The sequence below is a fragment of the Solemya elarraichensis gill symbiont genome, from assembly GCF_002021095.1.
In the GTDB taxonomy this organism is placed as follows: Bacteria; Pseudomonadota; Gammaproteobacteria; order Chromatiales; family Chromatiaceae.
Window position 1 is genome coordinate 1 of record NZ_MPRK01000039.1, and the last position, 10,997, is coordinate 10,997.

The following is a 10,997-nucleotide window of genomic DNA, read 5'->3' on the forward strand; positions in this document are numbered from 1 at the left end:
TTCACCGTGAACCAGCAGATATGCGATCTCCTCGAATTCAGCCTTGTCGGCAAAATCGAGAATGTCATAGCCGCGATAATGCAAATCGTTACCAGTACGGCCGACAGTACAGACAGCCGTGTTACCTGCCGCAGTACCTGACAGCGCGACTGATTTCTTTGCTTTTGGAAGTACCTGTTCAGTCATCAATAGTCTCCTTAGATTCTGTTATCCACGAGTGACACCGGGTCACTCCTCGTTCTGTTTTGCGAAAAGCTGATCAAGCTTGTGCTCATAACTGTGGTAGTCGAGAAAGTCGTAAAGCTCCATGCGAGTCTGCATGGTATCGACAACGCCCTGCTGCGTACCGGTATTGAGCAGCTCCTGGTAGACCTTCAGTGCAGCAAGGCTCATGGCGCGGAAGGCACTGAGTGGATAGAGCGCCAGCTTGACGCCGGCTGAAGCAAGTTCCTCAGTGGTGAACAAGGGTGTTGCACCAAACTCGGTGATGTTTGCCAGTACCGGTACATTCACCGCGCTGGTGAATTCCTTGTACTGCTCAAGCGTATTGATTGCTTCAGGGAAAATCATGTCAGCCCCGGCTTCGACACAGGCAATCGCGCGTTCAACAGCCGACTCCATACCTTCTACAGCAAGGGCATCGGTACGTGCCATGACAACAAAACTCTCATCACTCTTCGCATCGACAGCCGCCTTGACGCGGTCGACCATCTCTTCCTGTGTGACGATCGCCTTGTTGGGACGATGGCCGCAGCGTTTCTGCATAACCTGGTCTTCGATGTGCATACCTGCTGCACCTGAGCGGACCATCTCACGTGTACAGCGTGCAATATTAAAAGCTCCGCCCCAACCTGTATCGACGTCAACCAACAGCGGCAACGAGGAAGCATCCGTGATGCGATTAACGTCTTCAAGGACATCCTTCATGGTCGTAATGCCAAGATCGGGAATACCCATTGAGCAGGCAGCAACACCACCGCCCGAAAGATAGATCGCCTTGTGGCCAACTTTTTCGGCCATGATGGCACTGTAGGCATTTACTGCACCAACAACCTGCAGCGGATTGTTCTCTTCGACGGCACGACGCAGTTTCGCACCAGGTGTTAAATTTGTATCAGTCATGATGGTCCTTGAGTAGCAATTCTCTGGCGATCTGCCAGGCACCACTAATGTGCCGGCGCATAAGGATTTCCGCCAATTCACCATCCCGCCTGGAGATGGCGTCAACAATCTGGCGATGCTCACCAAGTGCCTTGGTAGGACGTGATGGAGCTTTTGCAGTACGGTAGCGACACATACGAATCAGCTGGTACAACTCACTACTGAGAGATTTAACCAACAGTTGATTCTGACTCGCCTGTGCAATGCGGATATGAAAATCCACATCGCCCTCACGCTGAAAATAGACCGTGCCTTCAGTTTCATCAATGTTCTTTTCGTGCTGCTCAAGCAACAACCAGAGTTCATCGACTTCCTTCGGCTTGATGAATTCAGCTGCAAGACGTGCCGACATGCCTTCAAGTGCTTCACGCACCGAGTAGACATCTGACATCATTTTCTCGCTGAGGGTAACAACACGTGCCCCGGCATGAGGAATACGCTGAACCAGATGCATAGCTTCGAGACGACGAATCGCTTCACGTAACGGCCCACGGCTTACGCCGTGCTCACGCGCCAGATCCTCTTCCACAATTTTGGATCCCTGAGAAAGCCGTCCTGTGATGATGTCGTCCTTCAGCTGATGACATACACGGTCTGCCAGCGTACGACTGCCGGCATCCAATGTGCTGATGGTCTGTCTCTTTGCCTGTTCCATTTCACCTTTTGTTGACAATTCAATGTGAATTGGCTGGAGATCGACGATAATTAAAGCCTATTAGCATTGGATTGTCAACAATATGAAGCAGTGCTGTCTATTATTTATACAATCTACCGTCGATTTTCATGCAACATGGATACAATCGAAATAAAAACATAGTAAATCAATGAGTTATCTATATTAATCCTTTAGCATTTGCTAATTATCTTTTTTTGTGAGAAATAGCATATATTTCCATGTACGCGATGTGGGTAAGTACCCGAATAAGAGGCACGCAACATTTCGCTCATATATACAACCCAATTAAGATGTCTGGAGTAGTACCAAAATGATTACTTACGATGAATTACATACTCAGAATCACAAGATCACTGAACACGCCAATATCCTGCATTACCTTCTTGCTGACAGGAGCCTTTGTGATAGCGAAGTGACATGCGACCTTTTCTTTCATTTTGCTGATTTGGTCAAAGAGCACATTGAGCTCACTGACAAGCACTTCTACAAACACTTGCTTGTGTGTGATCAGGAGACCAAGAATACTGCGAATAAATTTATGTCCGGCAGTGTAGAGATCAAAAAGGTATTTTCAGAATACCTGAGTAAATGGTGTAACAAGCGCGGCAAGCAACTGCGCATCAGTGACTATGAGCATTTCAAATCTGAAACTGATGAGGTGTTCAATATGGTTCTTGATAGAATCGTGGCTGAGACAGAAAATCTCTACCCGCTTGTGAAAGAAGTGACGGGCGACTTGAGAGCCGTTGCCTGATTGAAAACAGGTTACCTGAACAAAATAAAAAGGCCGTCATCGACGGCCTTTTTTATTCGAATGAAGAGCAGGGCTACGCCTCCTCTACCCCTGCAAGGTAAAGCCATGTGCTGATAACCGTATCCGGGTTGAGTGAGACACTTTCGATCCCCTCGTCAACCAGCCACTTGGCAAAATCCGGATGATCAGAAGGTCCCTGTCCACAAATGCCGACATATTTGCCTGCATCACGACACGCCTTGATGGCACGGCTGAGCATAAACTTGACTGCCTCATCACGCTCGTCGAAGAGCTTGGAAACCAGCCCGGAGTCACGATCAATCGCCAACGTCAACTGGGTCATATCATTGGAACCGATGGAGAAGCCGTCGAAATACTCAAGGAACTGCTCTGCGAGAATAGCGTTACTCGGTACCTCGCACATCATGATCAGCTTGAGTCCGTTTTCACCGCGACGCAGTCCGTACTTGTCGAGCAATGCAACCACATCCTTCGCCTCCTGCAAAGTGCGCACGAATGGAACCATCACCCAGACGTTATCGAGCCCCATCTCGTCACGAACATATCTGAGTGCACGGCACTCGAGTTCAAAGCATTTCTCAAACTCATCTGAAAGGTAACGCGAAGTACCACGGTAACCGATCATTGGATTCTCTTCATGCGGTTCGTAATGGTCTCCGCCGATCAGGTTGGCATACTCGTTGGACTTGAAATCAGACATGCGCACAATCACAGGATTTGGTGCAAAGGCCGATCCAATAGTAGAAATGCCCTCGACGATGCGCTTGACGTAAAAATCGACCGGATCACCGTAAGCAGCTATCAGTGGTGCGATCTGCTCACGCAGTGAGGCTGGAATCGAATCATACTCAAGCAGTGCACGCGGATGCACACCAATCATATTGTTGATAATGAACTCGAGCCTTGCCAGGCCAACACCAAAATTAGGCAGGCCTGCGAAACTGAAAGCACGCTCAGGGTTACCAACGTTCATCATGATCTTCAGCGGCGCCTCCGGCATCGAACCAAGCTCGATACGGTTGATATCGCAATTCAGCTTGCCAGCATAGATGTGTCCTGTTTCACCCTCGGCACAGGAGACGGTAACATCTGAACCATCTTCCACCAGCTCAGTTGCATTTCCGCAACCAACCACCGCGGGCACACCCATTTCGCGTGCAATGATCGCGGCATGACAGGTACGGCCACCGCGGTTTGTAACAATTGCTGCAGCACGTTTCATAACCGGTTCCCAGTCGGGGTCGGTCATATCAGTGATCAGGACATCACCCTCCTGCACCTTGTCCATCTCGTCGAGGCTGGCGAGAATGCGTGCGCGTCCGGCACCGATCTTTTGACCGATACTGCGACCCTCGGTCAGCACATCGCCACGCTCCTTGAGTGAAAAGCGTTCGATCACCTGGCCAACACGGCTCTGCACCGTCTCAGGACGTGCTTGCAAGATATAGAGTTGATCATCAATACCATCCAGTGCCCACTCGACATCCATCGGGCGGCCATAGTGCTTTTCAATTGCATCAGCGTAACCGGCCAACTGGTTGACATGCTCATCATCCAGTGAGAAGAGCATCTGTTGCTCCGGATCGACCGGTACCGTTGTCACCTTTTCGCCAGGCTGGTCACTGTAGATCATCTTGATCGCCTTGCCACCGAGGCTGCGGCGCACGACGGCAGGACGGCCAGCTCTCTGGGCAGGCTTGTAGACATAGAACTCGTCCGGATTAACCGCGCCCTGCACTACCATCTCACCAAGACCATAGCTCGAGGTGATGAAGACCACGTCCTCGAAACCAGATTCCGTATCAACAGTAAACATGACGCCTGAAGTACCTATATCCGAACGCACCATCTTCTGGACACCTGCAGACAAGGCGACATCCTCATGAGCAAATCCCTGGTGCACGCGGTAAGAGATCGCACGGTCATTGAAGAGAGAGGAAAAGACAAGCCGTATATCATTCTTGATCTCTTCGATTCCCCTGACGTTCAGGTAGGTCTCCTGCTGACCGGCAAAAGAGGCCTCGGGAAGATCTTCGGCCGTGGCGGATGAACGCACCGCCCATGATGTTTCAGTACCGTACTCCTCCTCGAGTGCCGCGTAGGCAGCATCGATTGCTTCTTCCATCTCCTGTGGAAACGGGATACCCGCGATCCACTCACGAATCTCGGCTCCTGCCACCTGCAGGGCTGCCACATCCTCGATATCCAGTTCTGCAAGACGCTGATTAATGCGGTCACCAAGACCATCATGTGCAATAAAGGCACGGTACGCATCAGCCGTGGTTGCAAAACCACCGGGTACTTTTACATCCAAGTCTGAAAGATTCTGGATCATCTCACCAAGTGACGCGTTTTTACCACCAACGCGGTCGACATCATCCATCCCAAGCTGATCCAACGGAATTAAATACTCAATCATCGTGCCTAGCCTCTTACCAGGGTATAAATACAGTTACTATTCGAAGGGGACGCGAAACAGACCGCGTCACCTTCTGCATTACGTTTTGGGTCTTATTGCAGGTGGCTGTACCAGTGATTCTGTGTTCGCAGTTCATCCTTGATACGTTTCCATGCACCTGGCTGTCCGAGCCTCTCGTCGACTGTATCGCCAAGCTTTTCAAGCACCGCCTCACTGCCTGCGACATAAACATAAGTTGACGGACTACGGATAAAGCGGACAAACTCAATCACCGCCTGCTCTTCAGTCATGTCATCCAGTCGGGCGACTGTTGCCGAGGAGCGTGCCATCAGGGCGTCGAATGCCCGGAAACCGAGATCATCAAGATAGTGCATCGCATCACTGTTCTTGTGGTTGAGATAGATGTGCTCGATGCCGGTTACGTCACCGCTGTAGGCGCGTACCTCTCCCATCCAGTCGATATCTCTCTCGTAGATCTTTTTCACCAGCGAACGGAAAATATCCACATCGCAACCGGCAGCCAGTAAAATCAATTTGCCACGCGAATTGATTGGTGCATGATAGGGATAGCCCAGTGGTTCACTGACTTTCACCATGTCTCCTTCCGCCAGTTCCGCAGCCTTTTGCTGAAACGGGGAAGCGTCCTGCTCCGGACAAGCGACCAGCAGGCGAACATCAAAGCTGTTATCAAATGGTACGGCATAGGTTTCTTCAACCCATACCGGTGCCGACGTGGTCGCCCCATCATCAAGCTCAATGTTCAGCCCGGTGTCGCGGTAACTCTTCCAGTTATCACCTTCTACATTGAGTGTCAGGCGCACAACCTGTCCGACACCATCAACACTGGTGCTGATGAGCGTCTCCATGACTCGTGCATTTACAGAGGGTCTCATGCTGTCTAATTCCTCTTCTTGTGGTTATCTGAATATTATTGTTATAACTGCCATCCGGGCTGCAGCGACTATGCGCGACAGAGCCTTATCAGTGTCCAATACCGAGCGCGGTGACATCGCGCAATCGTTTCTCCCTGACAATCCACCCGGCGATCTCTTCAATGGATGTATCCGTTGTATCGAATACCGGGATGTTCGCATTTTTAAACATTGTATCTGCAATACGTAATTCGCGCTGACAGGTCTGCAGTGATGCATACTCACTACTCGGTCGGCGCTGCTGTCGAATATTCGACAGAGTTGCGGGCCGAATTGTCAGAGCCACCATCTTGCGTGTCCATGGCAGCAGAAATGATGGTAACTTGTGTCCTTCCAGATCATCTGATGTCAAAGGATAGTTTGCCGTCTTAAGGCTGAAATTCATTGCCAGAAAGAGACTTGTTGGTGTCTTGCCACTACGAGAAACACCGAGGAGGATGACATCTGCATCCTTATAATTGGTCAGGTCGCCACCATCATCATGTTTCAGTGCATAATCGATCGCCTTGATCTTTTTCTGATACAGCTCGTGGCTGTGCGGATCAAAGGAGATGCCTTGCTTGTGCGATGATTCGATACCAAGGCACTCCTCAAGCGGTTCAATAAAGACACCAAACAGATCGACAATACAGCCTTTACTGTTGGCGATCACCCGCTGTGATTCACTCTCCACCAGGGTACTGACAACAATAGGCTGCTTGCCAGTCTCCTCAACAATCTGGTTAATCTCGCGTGCCACTTCACGAGCTCGTTCCTTTGAATCGACAAAGGGATAGAGGCGGCTCTCGAACTCGATGCCTGGAAACTGGGATAGCAGGCTCTTGCCATAAGACTCAGCCGTCAAACCAGTACGATCCGAAATAAACAGTACGTCTCTTTTTTCCATTGTTTAACTCTGGTGCAAGGTCCTAAAAAAGCAGATTAATCAAGGTGTACTGCGTTTCTGTTGCATTGCACAACGTTAACGGCTAGGATTAGCTCTGTCAAGGCATCTTAGCCATCAAAACAGATTTATCTTTATCATCCTGATCAGGAAAACAGGATCAATGCCCTAGGAGGTAATATGTCAGAAGAAGTCGTCATTGTCGCCGCAGCCCGTACTCCAGTTGGTGCCTTCGGAGGCAGCCTCGCAAGCATCCCGGCAAGCACCCTGGGTGCAACAGTTATCAAGTCACTGATCGAGCGTAGCGGAGTCAATCCTGATCAGGTCGATGAAGTCATCATGGGACAGGTACTGCAGGCAGGCGTTGGCCAGAATCCTGCTCGCCAGGCCGTACTCGAAGCAGGACTGCCGGAAACCACTCCGGCGATGACCATCAACAAGGTATGTGGTAGCGGACTCAAGGCAGTCAACCTGGCTGCACAGGCAATCATATCTGGCGATGCAAAGATCGTTATCGCCGGCGGACAAGAGAACATGAGCGCCTCACCACACGTACTGCCAAACTCTCGCGACGGGCAGAAGATGGGGCACTGGAAAATGGTCGACACCATGATCAATGACGGTCTCTGGTGTGCTTTTAACGACTACCACATGGGTACCACAGCAGAGAATATTGCTGACAAGTACGAGATCAGCCGAGAAGAGCAGGACAGCTTTGCTGCAACCTCTCAGCAGCGCACCGAGGCAGCTCAGAACGCAGGCCATTTCAATGAAGAAATTGTTCCTGTAGAGATTCCTCAGCGCAGAGGCGACCCGGTCGTTTTCGACACGGATGAATGCCCTCGTGCAGGCGTAACAGCTGAAGGCCTCGGTAAACTGCGTCCGGCATTTAGCCGCGAAGGTACAGTCACCGCGGGCAACGCATCCGGTATCAACGACGGTGCAGCAGCAGTTATCGTCATGGCAGCATCCACTGCGAAAGAGCTCGGCATTGAGCCGATGGCTACTTACAAGGCCTTCTCAAGTGCAGGTGTTGATCCGAAGATCATGGGTACAGGCCCGATCCCGTCAACTACACAGTGTCTTGAAAAAGCTGGCTGGACAGTTGCAGATCTCGACCGTATCGAAGCGAATGAAGCCTTTGCAGCCCAGGCGATCTCGGTTAACAAGGAACTGGGTCTCGACACCGACAAGGTGAATGTTACCGGTGGCGCTATCTCTATCGGTCACCCGATCGGAGCATCAGGTGCACGTGTTTTCGTTACCCTGCTGCACGGCATGCAGCGCGACAATGCCAGCAAGGGACTTGCAACACTCTGCATCGGTGGCGGAATGGGCGTTGCTCTCGCAGTTGAAAAGGCCTGATAAAGAGAGCCTGCATTTCAATTAATCACCAATCAACCCCGAGCATGATGCTCGGGGGAAATCGTGCAAAACTATCAGTTTTGTACTGACACATAAGGGAAGCTAAATATAATATTTGTCCTTCATCAAGAATATTTTATGGCTAAAAATTGATCCGGATAGAATAACCGTGTTCAATTTAGGTTAAAATATCGATGAATAATTTCAGGATGATACCTAAATGACCGAGCAAGAAACCGAACAGGTTCGCATCATCAAGAAGTACCCCAACCGCCGTCTCTATGACACGGAGGAGAGTCGCTATATCACTCTTCCCGAAGTCAGGGAACTGGTCGTCAAGAATACACCGATGAAAGTTGTCGACACCAACTCGGGTGAAGACATCACGCGTAATATCCTGCTACAGATTATTATAGAGCAGGAGTCTGACAGCGACCCACTGTTTTCAAACGACAACCTGCAGAACTTCATTCGCTACTATAGCGACACTTCACACCAGGGTTTTTCGATGTTTATCGATCGCAGCCTGCACTTTTTCCAGGACCAGCAGGAAGCCATCCAGTCCCAGATGCAGGATCTTATGACAGGCGGCAGCCCGATGAAATTCTGGTCCGACCTCGGTGAAAAAAATGTCGACCTATGGAAAAGCATGCAAAATGATTTCTTCAGCGCGATGGGAGTTAATACCAAAAAAGAGAAGTAATCCCCTCCCAGAAAGCCAATAGAAGCCCTGAACGCGATTGTTAGGGGCTTTTTATTTTCACCCGGTAATAAAATATTTACGAAAAAAACTTGACTTTGTGCAGTGCATCATCTATATTTTTGTGCAATGCACTATGCTGCGTTGCAACAAGCATAATTTTTCTTCATAATATATAGGGTGATCAAAATGAATACACAGTGGATTGAACTGACAAACAAGATGACAGAAGACATGTACTCGGCTTTCAAAAAGCTGGCAGAAACCAACGTCGCAACCATGCAGGATCTGGTTGAGAAGCAGGCTGAGATGGTTAGCAGCTGCGTTGAGTCTGCTCAGGATAATGCTGAGAAGCTCTCTTCAGTCAAAGACGTCAAAGAAGCAATGAGCCTGCAGAGCGAAATCGTTCGTTCATGCGGTGAAAAAATGGTTGGTAACTACAAAGAAGTTACTGCCCTGCTGAAAGACGCACAGGAAGGCATCAGCTCTCTCGTCGAAGAGAACGTAAAGACTGCTGAAGCAAATGTTGAAAAAGTAACTGCTGCTGCGAAGAAAAAAGCTGCATAAATACTTTTCATTCGACGGCGGTGCATTTGGCACTGCCGTTGAGTCAACCACTCAATTCAATACTGATGCAATAAAGCGTTGCTATTGAACTGTATACTCTATGGCCGATTACGGCCTTTTTTTTGTTTTTAATTAATGTCCATTTCCGGAGGATAGAAAATGTCTGATACAAAAATTGCACTCGTTACCGGCGGAACCGGTGGCATTGGTACCACTCTCTGCAGAGCTCTGACTGACCAGGGTCGCAAGGTTGTTGCCAACTACTTCCCTCCAGAAAAGGAAAAGGCCGAAGCTTGGCAGGCAGAGCAGAAAGAAGCTGGTTATGACATCGGTATTGCCGGTGCAGACGTCACCGACTATGACGCTGTGGGCGAAATGATCAAATCAATCGAAGAGGAATTCGGTCCGGTTTCAATTCTTGTCAACTGCGCAGGAATTACCCGCGACAAGACCCTCAAGGGCATGACTCCAGACATGTGGAATGCGGTTATCAACACCAACCTCAACTCTGCATACAATGTCACTCGCCAGGTATTCCTGGGTATGACCGAGCGTGGCTTTGGTCGCATCGTTAACATCGCTTCAATCAACGGCCAGAAGGGTCAGTTCGGACAAGCCAACTACTCTGCTGCAAAAGCCGGCTTGCACGGCTTTACCATGGCTGTTGCACAGGAAGGCGCACGCAAGAATGTTACCGTCAACACAGTTTCACCAGGATATGTCGAGACTGACATGACCGCACTGATTGCACAGGAAGTACTCGATTCAATCATTAAGCAGATTCCAATGGGACGCATGGCACAGCCGGAAGAGATTGCACTTGCAGTTACCTTCTGTACCGATGATGCAAACTCATTCATGACCGGCGCCAACCTGCCAGTCAACGGCGGTATGTTTATTCACTAATTAGCCGGGGATGGCAGCCTGCCTGTATACTGGCAGGCTGCATTCTGAAACAGGACGCTTTAAAGAGAACGCAGGAAGAGTATCCGGGGCCATGCAAGCTAACAGCAACCCCCTTTCTGTGTCGATTAGGAGGAAATAACAAAATGTTGGAAAACTATAGATCCCACGTAGAGGAGCGGGCCGCAGAAGGCATCGTACCCAAGCCACTTGATGCGCAGCAGACTGCTGAACTCGTCGAGTTAGTCAAGACCCCCCCGGCAGGTGAAGAGGAGTTCCTGCTCGACCTGCTGACAAACCGCGTCCCTGCAGGTGTTGATGACGCCGCATACGTCAAGGCGGGTTTCCTTGCCGCTATCGCCAAGGGCGAGGCTGAATCCCCGCTCATCGACAAGGTCCGCGCAGTCGAACTACTTGGCACCATGCTCGGTGGTTACAACATCACACCGATGATCGATGCGCTTGATGATGATGCACTGGCGCCAACAGCAGCAGAAGCCCTGTCTCACACACTGCTGATGTTCGATGCCTTCCATGATGTCAAGGAAAAGGCCGACGCAGGTAATGCGAATGCTAAACAGGTAGTTGAATCATGGGCTAATGCCGAATGGTTCAC

Annotated in this window: 12 protein-coding genes; 6 read left to right on the top strand and 6 right to left on the bottom strand. The window is 50.0% G+C overall.

Annotation, left to right across the window (positions count from 1 at the left end; translation table 11 throughout):
* The 3 genes from BOW51_RS03340 to BOW51_RS03350 form a co-directional block, all read right to left on the bottom strand.
* On the bottom strand, positions 1 to 186 hold a 186-nt coding region (locus BOW51_RS03340), incomplete at its 3' end, for a citrate/2-methylcitrate synthase (protein ID WP_281252859.1).
* Between the two features lie 42 nt (positions 187 to 228).
* Complete coding sequence (gene prpB / locus BOW51_RS03345) at positions 229 to 1,122, bottom strand: methylisocitrate lyase (RefSeq protein ID WP_078476433.1); 894 nt, start codon at positions 1,120 to 1,122, stop codon at positions 229 to 231.
* Entirely contained in the window at positions 1,115 to 1,816 is a 702-nt protein-coding gene (locus tag BOW51_RS03350; protein WP_078476434.1) for a GntR family transcriptional regulator, read from the bottom strand. The genes prpB and BOW51_RS03350 overlap by 8 nt, the downstream gene beginning before the upstream one ends.
* Before the next feature lie 331 nt (positions 1,817 to 2,147).
* On the opposite strand from BOW51_RS03350, the gene BOW51_RS03355 reads away from it, so the two are divergent.
* Positions 2,148 to 2,591 carry a hypothetical protein gene (locus BOW51_RS03355; protein WP_078476435.1) on the top strand — a complete coding sequence of 148 codons (444 nt, stop codon included), beginning with the start codon at positions 2,148 to 2,150 and terminating at the stop codon, positions 2,589 to 2,591.
* A 73-nt stretch (positions 2,592 to 2,664) separates the two neighbouring features.
* Here BOW51_RS03355 and ppsA read toward each other — a convergent pair whose 3' ends face one another.
* The 3 genes from ppsA to BOW51_RS03370 all read right to left on the bottom strand — a co-directional run bounded on the left by ppsA (position 2,665) and on the right by BOW51_RS03370 (position 6,849).
* Entirely contained in the window at positions 2,665 to 5,031 is a 2,367-nt protein-coding gene (gene ppsA / locus BOW51_RS03360) for a phosphoenolpyruvate synthase (RefSeq protein WP_078476436.1), read from the bottom strand.
* A 92-nt stretch (positions 5,032 to 5,123) separates the two neighbouring features.
* Positions 5,124 to 5,924 carry a ferredoxin reductase domain-containing protein gene (locus BOW51_RS03365; RefSeq protein WP_135568026.1) on the bottom strand — a complete coding sequence of 267 codons (801 nt, stop codon included), beginning with the start codon at positions 5,922 to 5,924 and terminating at the stop codon, positions 5,124 to 5,126.
* 88 nt (positions 5,925 to 6,012) lie between these two features.
* Complete coding sequence (locus BOW51_RS03370) at positions 6,013 to 6,849, bottom strand: pyruvate, water dikinase regulatory protein (protein WP_078476438.1); 837 nt, start codon at positions 6,847 to 6,849, stop codon at positions 6,013 to 6,015.
* Positions 6,850 to 7,026: 177 nt separating this feature from the next.
* On the opposite strand from BOW51_RS03370, the gene BOW51_RS03375 reads away from it, so the two are divergent.
* From BOW51_RS03375 to BOW51_RS03395, 5 genes are all read left to right on the top strand, one after another.
* The gene (locus BOW51_RS03375) at positions 7,027 to 8,211 is read left to right on the top strand and encodes an acetyl-CoA C-acetyltransferase (RefSeq protein WP_078476439.1); all 1,185 of its coding nucleotides are present in this window, start codon (positions 7,027 to 7,029) and stop codon (positions 8,209 to 8,211) included.
* Between the two features lie 220 nt (positions 8,212 to 8,431).
* A complete protein-coding gene (phaR, locus tag BOW51_RS03380) occupies positions 8,432 to 8,914 on the top strand; it encodes a polyhydroxyalkanoate synthesis repressor PhaR (RefSeq protein WP_078476440.1) in 483 nt (160 codons plus the stop codon).
* 186 nt (positions 8,915 to 9,100) lie between these two features.
* A complete protein-coding gene (locus BOW51_RS03385; protein ID WP_078476441.1) occupies positions 9,101 to 9,478 on the top strand; it encodes a phasin family protein in 378 nt (125 codons plus the stop codon).
* A 159-nt stretch (positions 9,479 to 9,637) separates the two neighbouring features.
* On the top strand, positions 9,638 to 10,384 hold the full coding sequence (gene phbB / locus BOW51_RS03390; protein WP_078476442.1) for an acetoacetyl-CoA reductase: 747 nt from the start codon (positions 9,638 to 9,640) through the stop codon (positions 10,382 to 10,384).
* A 143-nt stretch (positions 10,385 to 10,527) separates the two neighbouring features.
* On the top strand, positions 10,528 to 10,997 hold a 470-nt coding region (locus tag BOW51_RS03395), incomplete at its 3' end, for an aconitate B (protein WP_503167662.1).

What these genes read in the sequence shown, in the direction of transcription:
- prpB (WP_078476433.1), bottom strand. Translation starts at nt 1,122, where the DNA reads ATGACTGATACAAATTTAACACCTGGTGCGAAACTGCGTCGTGCCGTC.
- BOW51_RS03350 (WP_078476434.1), bottom strand. Translation starts at nt 1,816, where the DNA reads ATGGAACAGGCAAAGAGACAGACCATCAGCACATTGGATGCCGGCAGT.
- BOW51_RS03355 (WP_078476435.1), top strand. Translation starts at nt 2,148, where the DNA reads ATGATTACTTACGATGAATTACATACTCAGAATCACAAGATCACTGAA.
- ppsA (WP_078476436.1), bottom strand. Translation starts at nt 5,031, where the DNA reads ATGATTGAGTATTTAATTCCGTTGGATCAGCTTGGGATGGATGATGTC.
- BOW51_RS03365 (WP_135568026.1), bottom strand. Translation starts at nt 5,924, where the DNA reads ATGAGACCCTCTGTAAATGCACGAGTCATGGAGACGCTCATCAGCACC.
- BOW51_RS03370 (WP_078476438.1), bottom strand. Translation starts at nt 6,849, where the DNA reads ATGGAAAAAAGAGACGTACTGTTTATTTCGGATCGTACTGGTTTGACG.
- BOW51_RS03375 (WP_078476439.1), top strand. Translation starts at nt 7,027, where the DNA reads ATGTCAGAAGAAGTCGTCATTGTCGCCGCAGCCCGTACTCCAGTTGGT.
- phaR (WP_078476440.1), top strand. Translation starts at nt 8,432, where the DNA reads ATGACCGAGCAAGAAACCGAACAGGTTCGCATCATCAAGAAGTACCCC.
- BOW51_RS03385 (WP_078476441.1), top strand. Translation starts at nt 9,101, where the DNA reads ATGAATACACAGTGGATTGAACTGACAAACAAGATGACAGAAGACATG.
- phbB (WP_078476442.1), top strand. Translation starts at nt 9,638, where the DNA reads ATGTCTGATACAAAAATTGCACTCGTTACCGGCGGAACCGGTGGCATT.